At 70.9% G+C, this 16,832-nt stretch carries 13 protein-coding genes; 3 read left to right on the forward strand and 10 right to left on the reverse strand.

Annotated elements, in window-relative coordinates:
• Nucleotides 1-52 precede the first annotated feature (52 nt).
• From IEY33_RS05325 to IEY33_RS05335, 3 genes are all read right to left on the reverse strand, one after another.
• Nucleotides 53-667, reverse strand: coding sequence for a LysE family translocator (locus tag IEY33_RS05325; RefSeq protein WP_188961222.1), 615 nt, complete (start codon nucleotides 665-667; stop codon nucleotides 53-55).
• Nucleotides 668-839: 172 nt separating this feature from the next.
• Nucleotides 840-1,304 carry an NfeD family protein gene (locus tag IEY33_RS05330; RefSeq protein WP_188961223.1) on the reverse strand — a complete coding sequence of 155 codons (465 nt, stop codon included), beginning with the start codon at nucleotides 1,302-1,304 and terminating at the stop codon, nucleotides 840-842.
• Between the two features lies 1 nt (nucleotide 1,305).
• On the reverse strand, nucleotides 1,306-2,223 hold the full coding sequence (locus IEY33_RS05335) for an SPFH domain-containing protein (RefSeq protein ID WP_188961224.1): 918 nt from the start codon (nucleotides 2,221-2,223) through the stop codon (nucleotides 1,306-1,308).
• A 290-nt stretch (nucleotides 2,224-2,513) separates the two neighbouring features.
• On the opposite strand from IEY33_RS05335, the gene IEY33_RS05340 reads away from it, so the two are divergent.
• The gene (locus IEY33_RS05340; protein ID WP_188961225.1) at nucleotides 2,514-3,236 is read left to right on the forward strand and encodes a hypothetical protein; all 723 of its coding nucleotides are present in this window, start codon (nucleotides 2,514-2,516) and stop codon (nucleotides 3,234-3,236) included.
• 178 nt (nucleotides 3,237-3,414) lie between these two features.
• Here IEY33_RS05340 and IEY33_RS05345 read toward each other — a convergent pair whose 3' ends face one another.
• From IEY33_RS05345 to IEY33_RS05370, 6 genes are all read right to left on the reverse strand, one after another.
• Nucleotides 3,415-5,349, reverse strand: a complete 1,935-nt coding sequence (locus tag IEY33_RS05345) for a pectate lyase-like domain-containing protein (protein WP_188961226.1) — start codon at nucleotides 5,347-5,349, stop codon at nucleotides 3,415-3,417.
• 324 nt (nucleotides 5,350-5,673) lie between these two features.
• A complete protein-coding gene (locus IEY33_RS05350; RefSeq protein ID WP_188961227.1) occupies nucleotides 5,674-6,882 on the reverse strand; it encodes an aminotransferase class I/II-fold pyridoxal phosphate-dependent enzyme in 1,209 nt (402 codons plus the stop codon).
• On the reverse strand, nucleotides 6,879-8,189 hold the full coding sequence (gene bioA, locus IEY33_RS05355) for an adenosylmethionine--8-amino-7-oxononanoate transaminase (RefSeq protein WP_229670792.1): 1,311 nt from the start codon (nucleotides 8,187-8,189) through the stop codon (nucleotides 6,879-6,881). The genes IEY33_RS05350 and bioA overlap by 4 nt, the downstream gene beginning before the upstream one ends.
• Nucleotides 8,186-8,845, reverse strand: coding sequence for a dethiobiotin synthase (gene bioD, locus IEY33_RS05360; protein ID WP_229670793.1), 660 nt, complete (start codon nucleotides 8,843-8,845; stop codon nucleotides 8,186-8,188). Before bioD ends, bioA begins: the two co-directional genes overlap by 4 nt.
• Nucleotides 8,846-8,847: 2 nt before the next feature.
• On the reverse strand, nucleotides 8,848-9,885 hold the full coding sequence (gene bioB / locus IEY33_RS05365; RefSeq protein ID WP_188961228.1) for a biotin synthase BioB: 1,038 nt from the start codon (nucleotides 9,883-9,885) through the stop codon (nucleotides 8,848-8,850).
• A gap of 205 nt (nucleotides 9,886-10,090) precedes the next feature.
• Nucleotides 10,091-12,712 (reverse strand): glycoside hydrolase family 9 protein, encoded by a 2,622-nt coding sequence (locus IEY33_RS05370; RefSeq protein WP_188961229.1) that lies wholly within the window; start codon nucleotides 12,710-12,712, stop codon nucleotides 10,091-10,093.
• Between the two features lie 564 nt (nucleotides 12,713-13,276).
• On the opposite strand from IEY33_RS05370, the gene IEY33_RS05375 reads away from it, so the two are divergent.
• Together IEY33_RS05375 and IEY33_RS05380 are read left to right on the forward strand one after the other, a co-directional pair.
• A complete protein-coding gene (locus IEY33_RS05375; RefSeq protein ID WP_188961230.1) occupies nucleotides 13,277-14,116 on the forward strand; it encodes a family 16 glycosylhydrolase in 840 nt (279 codons plus the stop codon).
• A gap of 85 nt (nucleotides 14,117-14,201) precedes the next feature.
• The gene (locus IEY33_RS05380) at nucleotides 14,202-15,206 is read left to right on the forward strand and encodes a LacI family DNA-binding transcriptional regulator (RefSeq protein WP_229670794.1); all 1,005 of its coding nucleotides are present in this window, start codon (nucleotides 14,202-14,204) and stop codon (nucleotides 15,204-15,206) included.
• A gap of 36 nt (nucleotides 15,207-15,242) precedes the next feature.
• Here the strand turns inward: IEY33_RS05380 and IEY33_RS05385 are convergent, their stop codons facing one another.
• The gene (locus IEY33_RS05385) at nucleotides 15,243-16,826 is read right to left on the reverse strand and encodes an FAD-dependent oxidoreductase (RefSeq protein WP_188961231.1); all 1,584 of its coding nucleotides are present in this window, start codon (nucleotides 16,824-16,826) and stop codon (nucleotides 15,243-15,245) included.
• Nucleotides 16,827-16,832 lie beyond the last annotated feature (6 nt).

The raw sequence follows: 16,832 nt of genomic DNA on the forward strand, positions 1-16,832 counted from the left end.
GTAGGGAGTTGTCAAGCGCACGCCCCGGAACCCTGCCCGGAGCGCGACAAGATCAGGCCCGCACGAGCAGCAGGCCGGTCACCACGGCATACAGCGCGAACGCCAGCAGCACCATGCCCGACCCCACGTTGACCGCGCGCAACGCACGGCTGGACAGCCGGTGACGGACCACGGACACCACACCGCTCAGCAGCGCCCACCACGACGCCGAACCCAGGAAAAACCCGAGGACCAGCACCGCCCCTGCCCGGCCGTCCCCGGCGATTCCCGCACTGGCGACGACGGCGACAAACGAAAGGATCGTCAGTGGACTCGTCAGGGTCAGCAGGAACGTCGAGGCATACAGCGAGAGCGGACCCTGCGGCCGGACCGCCGCGGCCGAAGCGGCGGTCCGGGTCCGCAGTGCGGTCACCGCGAACACCAGCAGCAGCAGGCCGCCGAACAGACGAATCCAGGCCTGCTGCGCGATCAGCTTGTGCGTCACGAGCGTGGCACCCGACACGGCGAGCAGACCGTACACGGCGTCGGCCGTCGCGGTGCCCAGCCCGGCCAGCATGCCCGCCCACCAGCCGGACGCGAGCGTGCGCTGAATGCACAGCACGCCGAGCGGACCGACCGGAGCGGCAACGGCGAACCCCAGCAGCATCCCGTGAAGCAGCGTCCCCATCCCCCGCAGTCTGACATGGTACTGATCCGGTGCCGGGGAGGCCGGAACCCGCACCGGCCTCCCCTCCGTCTCCTCCGAACCGGACGTGTCGCTGCTCGCCTCGCCCAGCTGACCTTCAGAAGTTCAGGTCAGTCTGGTGTGACGCAGCCGTCCCGTGAACGGCAATCTCGCGCTACCGCTGCACGCCGATCTCGACCTGCGCGACCGTCAGGGTGGCCCCGTCGGCCGCCACGATCCTCACCGTGTGCCCGGCGGGCGTGTCAGGACCGCTGACGGTCCACACGCCGTCCCCGACCCTGGCGCGCCCTTGCCCGTTCACGATGGCGTCCGTCAGGACGACGGTCCGGCCGATCAACCGTGACGCGCCCAGATTCAACCGGTCCGACTCGGCGCTGCGCGGCAGACGCCCCAGCACCCGGCGTCCCAGGAAGATGCTGACGACGCTCAGCAGCGCGAACGCGATCAGCTGGACCGGCACGCCGAGCGGCAGCAGCAGCACCAGGAACCCGACCAGCAGCGCCGCCAGCCCCAGCCACACGAAGAACACGCCCGGCAGCAGGACTTCCACCGTCAGCAGGACGGCACCCAGCGCCAACCAGTGCCAGGGGGCCAGGTGCGTCAGGCTCGGCCAGTCCACGTCAGGTCTTCTTGCCGAAGGCCGCGCCGGCAATCTCCGCGATGCCCTGAATGCTGCCCAGCACGCCCACCGACTCCAGCGGCAGGATCAGCGTCTTCTGGTTCGGGCTGGTCGCGAGCTGCCCGAGCGCCTCGATGTACTTCTGCGCCACGAAGTAGTTGATGGCCTGCACGCTGCCGGACGCGATGGCCTCACTGACCATCCGGGTCGCGGCCGCTTCCGCCTGCGCCTGCCGTTCCCTGGCTTCCGACGACAGGAACGCCGCCTGCCTCGCCCCCTCGGCGCTCAGGATCTCCGCCTGCTTCTGCCCTTCGGCCTTCAGGATCGCAGCCTGCCGCAGGCCCTCCGCTTCGAGGATCACGGCCCGCTTGTCGCGTTCGGCCTTCATCTGCCGGCCCATGCTGGCCACCAGATCGGCAGGCGGTTTGATGTCCTTGATCTCGATGCGGGTGATCTTGACCCCCCACGGTTCGGTGGCCTCGTCCACGACGCGCAGGAGGCGGGTGTTGATCGAGTCCCGCTGGGAGAGCAGTTCGTCGAGGTCCATGCTGCCCATCACGGTCCGGATGTTCGTCATGGTGAGGTTCAGCATCGCCTGGTTGAGGTTCCCGACCTCGTAACTGGCGCGCGCGGCGTCGAGGATCTGGTAGAACATCACGCCGTCGACGGTGACCTGGGCGTTGTCTTTGGTGATGATCTCCTGCGACTGCACGTCCAGCACCTGCTCCATGATGTTGACGCGCCGACCGATGCGGTCGACGTACGGCAGGATGAGGTTCAGGCCAGGGTTGAGGGTGCGCTGGTACTTCCCGAAGCGTTCCTGCGTCCACTGGTAGCCCTGCGGCACGCTTTTGATCCCGGCGGCCAGCGTCACGATGACGAGCAGCAGCAGCAGACCGGCGAAAATGGCGAATCCCATGATGACCTCTCGGGGCGGTGCAGGCCGGGACAGGCCTGGAGGGTGCGGGCGTTCACGGTGAAGGCTTGCGTCCAGTGTGCGCCTTTCGGTGGGGGGGCATTGCGGCAGGCGGCAGATTCCGGACGTGGATGGGCTGCAGCAGGCTCCGGGCCACCCCTGCACCTTTCGTCGGACGCCCTCGGCAGGCAGGGACGCTATCACGTGGGCGGCAGGGCCCCCTGCGGGGTCGGCGCTGCACGGGAGGAAGACATGAGGAAGGCTGGAACAGGCGGCGACGTTCGGGAGCGCGGGTGACGCGGGGAGGCGACCTGCTGCCAGGCGCACTCCGGGAGTCGCTGCAGGCCGGAGCAGGGACAAACGCGGCCCTGGGCGTGCTGCTGGACGATTTCGTCCGGTACCACGCCGTGCTGGTGGGGCTGGGCGGGGCCGTGGCCGCGGCGCTGCTGGTCCTGGGCGGGTGGTGCTCGAGGCGCTCCGGCCGGGTGAATGCAGGTGCGGGCGGCGCCTGGACGTTCGAGCGGCGGGTGTACGTGTCGTTCGGGGGGACCGGAATCGTGAGTGGCCTGCTGATGGCGGTGATCGTCGCGGCGAACGTCTCGACCGTCCTGCATCCCGGGCCGGGGTTCGCGGCCCTGGCAGGCGCACGTCCGCACGCGCAGGCCGGAACGGACCGCGACCGGCTGCAGCGGGCCGTACGGACGTGGCTGGAGTCCGGCCAGCCGGACGTCCCGGCGGTCCTGCGTGACCGGGTGGAGGCGCGCCTCGCGTGGCAGAGGCCGAAGGCCGCGCTGAGCGGGGTGTGCCTCGTGGTGCTCGTGCTGGTCGGACAGCAGGCGTGGCAGGCCCTGATCGCGCGGTCCAGGCGGCGTCCCGGCCGGTGGACGTTCCGTGAGCGGGGCCTGCTGTTCGCCGGAATCGGCGCGGTGCCCGGCGCGCTGCTCGCGGCAGTGATGGCGGTGGCGAACACGCAGGCGAGTCTCGCGCCCCTCACGCTGACCCTGCTGTACGGCTGAAACGCCCCCGCCCGCAGATCTGCGGGCGGGGGCGCTCCTCGCGTGGAGCTTCATCCGGTGTTGATCCGATTCCAGGGATGCCGGAAACAGCAAAGGCGTCCCTTCCACCTCCTGCAGACCGGACTTGTTGGCGCTCGCTTCGCTCGGCTGACCTCCAGGAGTTCAGCTCAGCACCGGATCAGGGGTAGTCGACGACGATGCTGGGAGCACCCACGGCCGCACCGGTGACGGGCGCGCCGGTCGTGTTGACGACGTGGTCGATGGTGCCCGCGCCGAGCTGCACGGTCAGCAGGTCGTGCAGGCGCACGCCGGGCTTCACGGGCACCTCGAAGCCGTGCGTGGCGTGGATCGTCGGGTCGACGTTGGTGAAGATGTAACTGCCCATACCCCAGCCTTCGTGCGTCCGGACGCGGTCTGCCACGCGGTACCCCGCGTACCCGAGGACCGCGCCGTGCTGCCATGCGGCCTGACTGGGGGCGTCGTAGGGCATCTCGTTCTGGAACATCACGGTCCGGCCGCGCTCGCCGTTCCAGACGACCTCGTCCTTCTGGTAGTGCTCGACGAACAGGCCGGTGGCGGTCACGTCGTCGCCGTTCACGATCAGTCCGGTGTCGGCCGTGTTGACGGTCCAGCCGACCCCTTCGCCGTGATCGGCGCGCCATGCCCAGACGTCGTCGAGGAGGGTGCCGTCCGTGTTCACTTCGAGGCTCAGGGTGGCGCGGCCCGCCTGCGCTCCGCCGATCCGGAAGAACACGTCCTGCAGGGCCGTGGGCGTGCGGGCGTCGTCGCCCCGCCCTTCCCGGTCGCGGTCGTCACCGCGGTCGTCGCGCCCGCGGCGGGTGCCGACCCGCAGGAGGACGGGCGAGTTGACGGGACCGGCGTCGAACATCACGCCCGCGATATCGACGCCCGGCACGTCCGAGACGGCCAGCGCGACCACACCGTTCTGTGGGACGAGCGTGGCGACGCCCAGGCCCAGCACGACGGTGCCGGGACGGCGGACGTTCAGGGTCCGGTCGAGGCTGTACACGCCGGGCGTGAGGAGCAGGTTGCGGCCCTGCGCGAGCTGAGCGTTGAGGGTCTGCGCGGAATCCGAAGGCCGCGCGACGTAGAAGTCGCTGATGGGGAGGGACGTGCCTGGCGTCTGGCCGCCCTGCCAGGTGGTGCCGCGGCTGCCTCTTCGGGCGTCCGGCACGAAGACGCGGGTGCTGCCCTGCGCGTCCACGTACAGGTACGGTTTCTCGCGGGAGGCGGGCGTCTGCGCGAGCGTGGTGTACACGCCGCCCGCACCGAAGTTCTGGGCGGGCGCGCCGTTCACCCCGGCGAACACCTGGTTCCACACGCCGTTCGACCAGTCGGTGAGGGCGCTGTCCCGTACGAGGAACTGCTGCTGGCTGCCGTTGATGACGCTGCCCAGGCTGGAGTCCGCGATGAATCCGCCGCTCGCGTACTGTGGTCCGGCGGTGCAGTAGTCCATCAGGGAGAGCTTGCCGCCCGTGATGTTGACGCGCCGCATCGGGGAGGCCTGGGACACCGCCCAGAAGGTCGCGCTGGACCGGCAGCCGTCCAGGCCCAGGACGTTGACGGTGAGGTTCGACACGCTCCGCCAGAAGTTGTTGAGGGCGATGCAGCCGCCCGCGTCGCACTGGTTGTAGGCGTCCACGTGGCCGTTGATGACGACGTCCGTGGGGTTCCGGCCCAGTCCGGCCACCTCGGTGTAGTACCCGACCTGGATGATGAGCGGCTTGTCGGGCGTGCCGTACGTGCCGGGACGGAACAGCAGCGCGTAGCGTTCCCGGCCGAACTGGTTCCCGACCTGCTGCGCGGTGATGGCGTCGACGGCCGCCTGAATGTCGGCGGTCGACATGCTCGGGTCGAAGATCCGGACGTTCGGTCCGAAGTCCGGCGCGCGCAGCTTCTCGGCGCTCAGTGCGGCGCTCCCGGCAGCGTCACCGGTGACCGCGTCCGTCGCCGGGGGCGTCTGCTGCCCGCAGGCGGCGAGGAGTAGGGTCAGGGTGGCCAGCAGGGCGGAGCGGCGACCGGTCCCCCCGGAGGCGTGAACGCGCTTGCGAAGGGAGGCCGGAAAGGCGGGTGCCGGACGGTCAGAGGACATATGGTCTCCTGTCTTACCCTGGAACGAGAACTCTCAGGGGACGTGAACGCGCCTCGCGTCACGCCACCCCACGTGGGCGGGCCGTTCACCACCGCCCCGCGTGCCGGGCGCGGGGGCAGGCCAGGGGACCGGGCAGGTCGGCCTGCCAGGATCCGGGACGACGGGACGCTCCGGTGCAGCTGCGACCGAAAACGCCTTAGCTAAGTGAAGCCTGATGGTGACCCCAAGCATACCAGTCGTCCGGCAGGTCTGCACATCGGCGCCGTCCGGCCACCGGGCCGACTTCCGGTCCGGAGGCGGAGCGTTCCTTCCCCGCACGGCCCCTCAGCTTCCAGTGGACGTGCCGGCGTGCAGGGCGTCCAGGCAGGCCTGCAGGGCGTCCCAGGTGTGCGCGGCGTTCAGGGCGAAACGCACGCGGGCACGGCCGTCCGGCACGGTGGGCGGGCGGATGGCGACAGCCGCGAAACCCTGCTCGCGCAGCTGCGCGGCGCGCGCCAGGGTGGGCTGTTCCCCGCCCAGCACGACGGGAACGACGTGGCTCTCGCTGCCCGCAAGGTCATGCCCGGCGAGCGTGAGCGCCTGACGGAAGCGTGCGGCGTTCGCGTGCAGGGCGCGGCGCGCGCCGTCCATGTCGCGCGCGTGCAGGACGTTCAGGAGGCTGACGGCCGTGTTGGCGGGCGGGAGGCCCGTCGTGAAGATGAAGCTCCGCGCCGTGTTCACGAGGTAACGGATGAGGGTGCGGTCCCCGGCGACGTACGCGCCGACACTGCCGTACGCCTTGCCGAGCGTGCCCATCAGCACGTCGATGTCCGCCGTGACGCCCTGCGCGTGCGCGAGCCCGGCGCCCTGCGCGCCGATGACGCCGCCGCTGTGCGCCTCGTCGATCATCAGCCACGCCCCGGACCGGCGTTTGAGGGCCACGAGGTCCGGGAGGGGTGCGAGCGTGCCGTCCATGCTGAAGAGGGCGTCCGTGACGATCAGCTTGCGCGGCGCGCGGCTCTCCTGCAGCTGCCGTTCGAGGGTGTGCAGGTCCCGGTGCGGGTACACGTGCACGTCGGCGCGGCTGAGGCGCGCGCCGTCGATGATGGACGCGTGGTTCAGGGCGTCGCTGAACACCGCGTCGCCCCGGCCGACGAGGGCCGGGATGACGCCGGTGTTCGCGGCGACGCCACTCCCGAACAGCAGGGCCGCCTGCTGGCCCTTGAGGTCCGCGAGTTCCCGTTCGAGCAGGGCGTTCACCGGGTGGTTGCCGGTGATGAGCCGCGCGGCGCCCGCCCCGAAGCGCGTGAGGGCGTCCGTGACGACCTCCGTCTCGCCCGGCGGCAGGTGACCCTGCAGGGCGGCGCGGGCGGTGTCAGGCGTCCACGTGAGGCGCGACAGGCCCAGGTAGTCGTTGGAGGCCAGGTCGAGGAGACGCTGCCCGTTCAGGCGCAGGTACCCGGGCGCAGGGTCGGGCGTCCAGTCGTGCAGTACCCGTTCCCGACCCTGCACCCGCAGGGCGTCCAGGCGGATGCCAAGGTCAGCCCAGCTCACGCGGGACGGCCGTAGGTCCCGGCGGCGTCCAGCATGGCGCCGTACGCCTGGCGCAGCTGCTCGTCCGTCACGACGTACGGCGGGAGGAGGTACATGACGTTCCCGAGGGGACGCATCAGCAGGCCGCGCGCCGCGAAGTACTGCCGCAGTTCGAGGCTGGTGTTCCCGCCGTACTCGCCCGCCCCACGGATCTCGGCAGCGAGGATGGTGCCGACCTGCCGGACGTGCGTGACGTTCGGGTGCGCGGCGAGTTCCGCGCGTGCCGCCGCGTGCCGCGCCCCGATGCGCGCCCAGTGGGCGGACGTCTCCGCCGAAAGCGTGAGGTCGAGGGAGGCGAGGGCGGCCGCGCACGCGAGCGGGTTCGCGGTGTACGAGTGCCCGTGCGCGAAGGCCCGGTCGAAGGTGTCGCCCTCGAAGGCGAGGTACAGGTCCTCGGTGGCCGCGGTGAGGCCCATCGGCAGGAACCCGCCGGTGAGGCCCTTGCTGAAGCACATCAGGTCCGGGCGTTCCTGCAGGTGCCGCGCGGCGAACAGTTCACCCGTCCGGCCGAAGCCCGTCATGACCTCGTCCAGGATGACGAGCGCGCCGCTCGCGTGCACGCGGCGGATCACCTCGTTCAGGAAGGCGGGGCGCGTGACGCGCATCCCGGCCGAGCCCTGCACGAGCGGTTCGAGCAGGATGGCGCTCACGTCGTCCCCGAGTGCGGCGTCCAGCGCGGCGAGTGCGGCCGCCTCGCGCGCGTCCACGTCCTCGTCACCGTCCCAGGTGGCGGGGTACGGCAGGAACGTCACGCCGAACAGCTTGTCCTGGAACGGCGCGTAGAAGCCGCTCGTCGCGCCCGCACTCATCGCGCCGAACGTGTCCCCGTGATACCCGCCGTCGAAGGCCAGGAGGCGCGTGCGGCGCTCGCCGCGGTTGTGGTGCGCCTGCAGCGCGATCTTCAGGGCGACCTCGACGGCGGTGGAACCGTTGTCGCTGAAGAACACCCGGGACAGGCCCGGCAGTTCCGCGGTGAGGCGCGCGGCGAGGTGCGTGGCGGGCGCGTGCGTGAACCCCGCGAAGATCACGTGTTCGAGCGTCCCTGCCTGCCGCGCGATCGCCTGCGCGATGTGCGGGTGCGCGTGCCCGTGCAGGTTCACCCACCACGAGCTGACCATGTCGAGCAGTTGCGAGCCGTCCGCCGCGTGCAGGACGGCGCCCTCGCCGCGCACGATCACGGTGGGCGTGGGGGCCGTGCGGGACTGCGTGAAGGGATGCCAGACGTGCCGCGCGTCCAGGTCGAGCAGCGTGGGCGGCGCGGCGCTCACCCTGCCGCCCCGGCCGTCAGGAGGGCCTGCGCGGCGTCCTGCACGGCGGCAGGCGTCACCGCGTCCAGCGGGGGAATCTGCAGGATCACAGGCACCTGAGCATGCCGTTCGATGGCGTCCCGGTTGTGCGGGGCGAGCGGGCCGCTCAGGATCACGCCCGCCACGCTCAACCCCCGCTCCCGGACGGCGTTCACGGTCAGGAGCGTGTGGTTGATGGTGCCGAGCGTGCTGCGCGCCGCGATCACGACCGGCAGGCCGAGCGCGGCCATCAGGTCGAGCATCGACTCGCGGTCGTTGATCGGCACGAGCACCCCGCCCGCGCCCTCCACCACCAGCGGGCCGGCGCTGGAAGGGCGCGCGGCGAGGACGTCCGCGACGCTCACGCGTTCTCCCTCCAGCGCCGCGGCGCGTTCCGGGGCGGACGGGTCGCGGTACACGCGGACGGGCGCGTGCACGCGCTCCGGCGGGAGGCCCGCGAGCGTGGCGACGGTGCCGGTGTCGTCGTCCCCGTCCGCCGCGCCGGTCTGCAGCGGCTTCCAGTACCGGGCACTCCACGCGCGGGCCAGCACGGCGCTCACGAGCGTCTTGCCGACCCCGGTGTCGGTGCCGGTCACGAACACCTGCCGCTCGGCCGTCAGGGCTTCAGGCGCGTGCACCGTCAGTCCCCGAGGGCAGGCGCGAGGTCCGCCTGCGGGGCGTGCGGGGTGGGCGCGGCATGCAGGCCCAGGTCGCGGATCATGTTCCAGTCCGCGCCCGCCTCCTGACCGCCTTCCGTGAGGTAATCGCCGAGGAAGATCGAGTTCGCGACGAGCAGCGCGAGCGGCTGCAGGCTCCGCAGGTGAATTTCACGCCCGGCGCTCGCGCGCAGTTCCGCCTGCGGGTTCAGCAGCCGGAACAGGCTCAGGACGCGCAGGCAGTACCACGGCGTGAAGTGCGCCGTCGTCTGCGCGCCGTCGAGGCCCGTCCCGTCGATGGGAATCAGGAAGTTCACGGGAATGCTGTCGGCCCGCCTCGCCCGCAGGGTGCGGGCGAGGTCCACGATCTGCTCGGCGCTCTCCCCCATCCCGATGATCACGCCGCTGCAGGTGCTCATGCCCGCCTGGGCAGCGTGCGTGAGCGTCTCCACCCGGTCCGCGTACGAGTGTGTGGAGCAGATGTTCCCGTAGTGGTCCTCGTGCGTGTTGAGGTTGTGGTTGTACGCGTCGACGCCCGCGTCCCGCAGGGTCTGCGCCTTGCGCTGGCCGTCCTCACCGAGCAGCAGACCCATGCAGGCGCACACCTCCAGGTTCGTTTCCGCCTTGATGAGCCGCGTGGCCTCGCTCACCTGCTCGACCTCGTTCCACGTGCCGCCCCGGCCGGACAGCACGATGCAGTACCGCTGCGCGCCCGCCTCCTGCGCCTTGCGGGCCTCGGCGAGCATCTCGCGCGGGTGCAGCACCCGGTACTTCGGGACGCCCGTATCGGCCTCCTTGGCCTGCGAGCAGTACGAGCAGTCCTCGGCACACAGGCCGCTCTTGGCGTTCAGGAGGATGTTCACCTTCACGCGGTCCCCGAAGGCCTCGCGCCGGACGCGCCACGCGGCGTCCAGCAGGCGCAGGGTGTCGGTGTCCGGCAGGTTCAGGACGGCGAGGCCCTCCTCGGGCGTGAGGATCTCGCCGCTCAGGACGCGGCCAGCCAGGGTATCGATGTTCAGCATGTGGGTGGACCTCCAGTGATTTCGTTCAGCAGTGTACGCGGAACACTGAACGAAACCCCCGAACCTGAACCCGGTCCAGAAAATCCCTTCACGCCCGCGAAGACCTGCTGGACAGCGGAAGGAGGGGGCCGCGTCCACAGGCTCCCCTCCCCCTCGTCGTTCCGTCAGGTCGTGTGCCCGCAGTGCGGGGGCATCTGGCCCCGGGTCAGCGGGCCGACTGGTTCACGAAGCCCGCCACCCACGCGAGCGGCGCGTTCCAGTTGATGGTGACCTCGTTCATGGTGTACGCGCCGATGTCGTCGACGTAGCACTTCAGGCCCGTGCATCTGCCGCGCAGTTTCGCGGCGACCGGGTCGCTGAAGTTCACGGCGTTCGGTCCGCCGGACACCACGCCCCTGGGCGGCGCGGGCAGCGTGGCGTCCAGCGAGGGCGCCCAGAAGCGGTGGTGGGGGTTGCGGAGGGGACGCGTGCCGTACCCGGACACGTACGACTTGTCCATGGGGTTGCGGCCGAGCAGGTAGTTCAGGCCTTCGAGCACGGCGTCCTGGTACGACGCGTCACCGGTGAAGTCATACGCGAGCCCCATCAGGACGGAACGGTTCAGGATGCCGCTGTTCGATCCCCACTCGGGCATGGCGCCCCGGAACGGGAGGCGGTACCCCTGCGTGGCGAGGTCGGCCCGGTCGCGGGCCGCGGCCGCCACGATGTTACCCCGGGCCTGCTGCACGTCGGCGGCGGGAAGGCCGCTCGGGACGGTGGCGAGCGTGATCGTCCCGGCCGTGGCGAGCTCGTTCCAGGCGAGTTCCTTGTCGGCAGGCACCTGCAGGTACAGCGGGCTGGCCCGGAGGAAGGTCAGGTACTGGGCGTCGCCGGTCGTGGCGTACAGTTCAGCGGCCGCCCAGTAGAACTCGTCGTTCACGTTGGCGTCGTCGTACGGTCCGCCGCCGACGAACAGGTCGTAGGCGTACACGTCCGGCTGGGCGCGCGCGGCGGTCCAGGCGCGTTTCGCGGCCGTGAGGCAGCGGTCCGCGAAGGCCGGGTTGGACGCCCGGTAGATGCGGGCGCACTGCGCGGCGTTCGCGGCGAGGTTCAGGGTGGCGGCGGTGGTGGGGTAGTACAGGGCGCGCGGCTGCGGGTCCTGGTCCGGCCGGAGCGGCAGGCCCGTCCAGGCGACGTCCGTGAGCTTCTGGTGCACCATCCCGCCCGCGTCCGTCGGGGTGAAGGTGAGGGCGGACGTGTGGGCGCTCTGATCGCCGTGCGGGAGCGGCAGGGTCTGGCCGTCCGGGACCTGCAAGGCCAGCATGAACTGCAGTTCCCAGCGCACCTCGTCGAGCAAGTCGCTCCTGCCGTTGGCCCGCTCGGGGAGGTTGAGCGCGCCGTCGCCGTCCTGCACGCCCATGCGAGCGTCGCGTTCGGCGAGGTTCAGGAGCGTCCAGACGCTCACGCCGCCGTTCACGACGTACTTGCCGTGGTCTCCGGCGTCGTACCAGCCGCCGGCCGCGTTCAGGCTGTACGCGCAGCCGGGCCAGACGTTCCCCCTGGCGTCGGTGCCGCTGAAGCAGGTGACGCGGGTGTCGCCCTGGTTCGGCGCGGTGCCCGTGTGTCCTGCGGGGCGGGCGAGGGCCGGGTCGCCGACGTACGCGGCCTCGATCGGGATGCCGCTGCGCGTCTGGTAGAAGTACCCCAGGGCGTCGGTCTTGAGGGTGCCGTACACCGCGCCGATCTCGAAGGGGTGGCTGGTGAAGCCCGCGACGTCCAGCACGTAGCCCCGGCCCTGCGTGGTGACGCCGCTGAAGTCCGCCTGATGGACGGACTCGCCGCTGGCGGCGTCGGCACCGAACACGGTGGTCCGGCCCGACCTGACGGCCGTGTGGTTCGCGTCGTAGAGCGTCCAGGGGAGCGGGGCGCTGGACTCGAAGGGGATGGCGGCGATCTTGGGTTTGCCGGGCAGGTACCCGGTCTGGTTGACGCGCACGAGCGCGAGGTCGTCCTGCCCGGCCGCCGGGACGGCCGCACCGTAGGCGGGGCCCTTCAGGGAGACGCCGCTCAGGCAGACGCGGGTGGCGAGTTTCGCGCCCAGCTGGAACTGGAAGCTGGCTTTCGGGTCGCTGGCCTCGTTCATGGTGAAGGTGTACGCGTACGTTTTCGGGATGGACGTGACGTCCACGTCGGCGGCGAAGTACGAGGTGTAGGGAGCGCCGTCGTACTGCAGCAGGGTCTTGAAGGCGGTGGCCTGGTCGGCGCGCGCGGTGAAGGTCAGGGTGTAGGTCGCGCCCTGGTTCAGTCCGATGCCGGCCTGTCCGAAGATCACGTCGTAGACGTTCGTTCCGGCCTGCGTGATGTTCAGGCAGCTTTCACCGCCGGCGACGGTGGCGCTGACCGCGCCGGACGTCCACCAGGGGTCCTGCCCGCCGCTGAAGGTGCCGTTGCTGAGGAGTTCGGTGGTGGAGGTGTCCTTGATCCGGACGTCGACGGGGACCGGCGCGGAGATGCCGGTCACGCCGGTGGTCGTGACGGCCTGGGCGGAGTAGACGTGCGTGCCGTTCTGGGTGGGGTCGACGGTGACGGTGGCGTCGTAGGGGGCGGCGCTGTCCTCGCCGATCCTGCGGCCGCGGTCGTAGAAGACCACGCGGGCGACGTTGTCAGTGCCGGGGGCGGTGGCGAGCAGGTGGACGGTGCCTGCGGCGGTGACGGTGGTGGTGTCGGCGCTGAGGGTGACGGTGGGGGCGGGGGCGGTGGGCGGGTCGACCGGCTGGCTGGCGGAGCAGGCGGTGAGGAGGAGGCCGCAGGTGAGGGTGGCGAGGGCGCCGAGTCTGGGGTGTGACATGGAAGCTCCTGGGAGAGGGCGAAGGAAATGAAAGCGCTTTCAAAGCTGGCCAAGGAGGCAACTGGACGACGCCCCCACGAGAGATGCGGGAACAGATGAGACCCGGCCCACAGCAACGGACTGAAGAAGGCGGATGAGGGATTCGAAGGGACTGGATTGTGGTCTGAGCAGTACCGTACCAGTTCTGGCCGGGAGCGTCAAGAAAGCCTTTTCCTGACATCCGCATCACACCTGATCCCGAGGACTACCTGACCCGGCAGACTCGCCGTCATGGCGAGAACCCCATCTCAGACACGCAGAAGGAAATCTCGCTGCGGCTCTTACCCCACGGCGGCCGGGCGCACCTTCCCCGCCGCTCGGTGGCCAGAGGCCCTTCTTGACGAAAAGGCTTTCACAACTTACGCTGTCCCTGCACCTCCACAACAGCCCGCTCCTGCACGGCCCCGGCCACCACCGATGCCCGTCAGGTCGGCCTTCAGGTTGCCGGGAAGTCGCGTGCCAGGGACCGGCGCCGCCCCCGCACGGCCCGGTCCCCCGCCCTCCGCCGATCAAAGGACGCTGCCCATGACCACACCCGCTCCCCGCGCCCTGCTGCTCCTGATGCTCACCGCCGGACTGGCCGGCTGCGCTGGCCCCGCTGCCCAGACGCCGACAGTACAGACACCAGTTGCCCAGACCCCTGCCGCCCAGACGCCACCATCCGGTCAGGCCCTCAATGCCCAGGCTGTCAGCGGGCCGTTCAGCCGCTGGGGCCAGACCTGGACCGCGTCCAGCTGGAAGAACGGCGACCCCCTCTTCGGGTGCACCTTCTCGCCCGCCAACCTCACCCTCGGCAGCGGCAGTGACACCGCCGTCTACGGCTGGCTCGACAGCAGCACCTGCAGCGAACTGAAATCCAACCGCTACAAGTCGCAGGGCAACGCCTTCGGCGGCGACATCTTCGTGCCGAACATCTCCGGGACGACCTCCACCCTCTTCACGTACCTGGACGACGGCAATGTCTGGAACGAGATCGACGCCGAATTCGTGCCGGGCAGGGGCCTGCATCCGGCCCTGATCTACCGCGGCAGCAGGGGCGGCGTCCGGTACATCTATCAGGCCTGGGTGCCCGCCACGGCCGGCGCCTGGCACACCTTCAAGGTCGACTGGCAGAGCACCACCATCACCTGGACCCTGGACGGACGGGTGGTCTTCACCATGATCCGGGACAGCACGCTCGGCCTGGGCGCCGCCGTCGTCACCGGCAGCGGCGCCAGCATGCGGATCCCCGCGCAGGCGTGGCCGACGCGCAGCCAGCAGCTCATCGCGAACTTCTGGCGCGGCAGCAACACGGGCGACTCGGTCGGCTTCCTGGGCAGCTACACCGGCGGGACCGGCAACGCCATCTGGAACAACCTGTACTGACCCGGGCCGCCGCGCAGCGCGGCGCACCCCGGCAGGGCAGGCGATACAATGCCCCCGTGAACGACCGCGCGAAGCACTGGTGCAGGTGAACAGAGGAACCGTCACCATCCACGAGGTGGCGCGCGAGGCGGGGGTCTCCATCAGCACCGTGTCGCGCATCATCAACGGCACGGCGTACGTCGCCGACGACAAACGCCAGGCTGTGGAACGCGCGATGCTGAAGCTGGGCTTCCGCCCGAATTACCTCGCGAAGACCCTGATGACGGGCCGCAGCATGAGCATCGGCGTCATCGCGGAGGACATCGTCAGCCCGTACTATGCCGACGTCATCCGCGGCGTGGAGCACGCGATGCTCGACACGCCCTACCAGCCGATCGTGAACAGCGGCCACTGGTCGCGCAAGTACGAGTCCCGCGCCGTCGAGACCCTGATCTACCGCAAGGTGGACGCCATGCTGCTGCTCGGCAGTACCCTCCCGGACGGGACGCTGCAGGAGATCGCGTCGCGCGTGCCGCTCGTGGTGTTCGGAAGGACCGTGCCGGGCCTGGAAGAGCACTGCCTCGCGCTCGACAACGTGCACGGCGCGTACCTCGCCACCCGGCACCTGATCGAACTCGGGCACCGCAACATCGTTCACGTGCGCGGACCGCAGGGCCAGCAGGACGCCGAGGACCGCCTGCACGGCTACCGTACGGCACTCGCCGAGAACGACGTGCCGCACCGGCCGGAACTGGAGATCCTCGGGGACTTCACGGAGCAGCCCGCGTATCAGGCGCTGACGCACCTGCTGGACGCGCGCGTGCCGTTCACGGCCGTGTTCGCCGCGAACGACCAGATGGCGGCCGGGGCGCGCCTCGCGCTGCACCGCAAGGGCCTGCGGGTGCCGGAGGACGTGTCGCTCGTCGGCTTCGACGACCTTCCGTCCAGCGCCTTCACCAGCCCGCCCCTGACCACCGTGCACCAGCCGACCTACCGGATCGGGCTGGCGCTCGCCACGCACCTCCTGAACGTCGTCCAGGACCTCCCCTCGCAGTTGCCCGCTTTCGACCTCACGCTCGTCGTACGGGAATCCACCCGCCCGCTGCGGTAACGGCCCGCCGAGGACGGGGCATGCCCTCCGGTGCGTTCAGGCGGTCAGCCGCTCCACGAGATCGAACTCGCCCGCACGGATCTCGGTGGGCGTGGGCGCGCGGCCCATCCGCAGGAGTTCCGCGAAGGCCGCGAGCGCACGGTCTCGGCCCATGGCGCTCGCCACCACGGTCCGGTCCCCGTCGAAGGTGAACTCCATGAAGTCGTACGCGTCCGGGTCACCCCAGCAGGCGGTGTCGTGCAGCGATTCGGCGTGACCCACGTACCGCAGGCTCTTGCCGTACTGCTGCGTCCAGAAGAACGGCACGCGCACGTCCGTCCCTTCACCGCCCATACTCTCACCGTCCGCCCCTCCGGCGCGCCCCAGCAGGGTGTACGCGGCGACCATGCCGTGCTGCAGGGCAACACGCCAGTGCTCGACGCGCATCTCACCGAGCACGGTGGGCGCGGACGCGATGTCCCCGGCGGCCAGGGTGTCCGGATCCAGGCGCAGGAGGGCGTCCGGGTGGACAGCGCCCTTCTCGTCGGCGGCGTCACCCAGGAGGTCTGTCACCGGACGGACGCCGGTGCCGAGCAGCACCACGCCTGCGGGCAGCGTCTCGCCGGACCGCAGGGTGACGCCCGTGACCGCCTGACCGTCGCCGTCCAGGCGGTCCAGTTCCGCACCGAGCCGGAAGGTGACGCCGTGCTCTTCGTGCAGGCGGCGCACGGCACGGCCGACGGCGGGCGTCACGGCGCGGGACATGATCTCGTCCTCCTGGGCGACCACGGTGACGCTCGCGGCCGTCTGAACGAGGCTCGACGCGGCCTCCAGGCCGATGAAGCTGCCGCCGACGATCACGAGGTCCGCGCCGCGCGCCGCGTCCCGCAGGGCCCGGGCGTCCTCCAGGGTGCGCAGGGTGAACACGCCGTCCAGCGCGGTCCCGGGCCGGTCCGGCCGGACCGGCTGGCTGCCGGTCGAGACGAGAACCCGGTCGGCCGTGAAGGTGCCGGTGCCACTCACCGTGACGCGGCCGGACGCCCGGTCGATCGCCGTGACGCGCGTGCCGGCCCGGAGGTCGACGCCGTGCGTGCGCGCCCAGTCGGGGCCGCCCAGCGGGAGGTCGGCCTCCTGCACCTTGCCGCTCAGGTAGCCCTTGCTGAGCGCCGTACGGTCGTACGGGGCGTGCGGCTCAGCGGTCAGGAGGGTGACGCGGCCCGCGTAGCCCTCCTGACGCAGGGTCTGCGCGGCCATGAAGCCGGCCGGGCCGCCGCCCACGATGACGGTGTGCTCCTCCGGTCGGCCCTGCGGGGCGGGCGCGGGGCGTTCCAGCGGAACGGCCGGATCGACCGTGCACTGCGCGCCGTCCCGCGTGACCGTGTACGCGGCGAGGCCCTGCAGGGCCGGCGGTTCGGTGAGCGCGCCGCTCGCGGCATGAAAGGTCGCGTGGTGCCAGGGGCACACGACGCGGTCGCCGCAGCGGACGCCCTCGCCGAGGTTCGCTCCGGCGTGCGGACAGCGGCCGTTCATGGCGTGGACGGCGTCACCGTCGCGCGTCACGAGCACCAGGGCGTCACCGAGGTCGAATGTTCGCATGCCGCCGTCGGGCACGTCGTTCAGCTGGAAGGTCAGGGTGGGCATCAGGGT

Origin of the sequence: Deinococcus aquiradiocola (assembly GCF_014646915.1) — a bacterium.
In the GTDB taxonomy this organism is placed as follows: Bacteria; Deinococcota; Deinococci; order Deinococcales; family Deinococcaceae; genus Deinococcus; species Deinococcus aquiradiocola.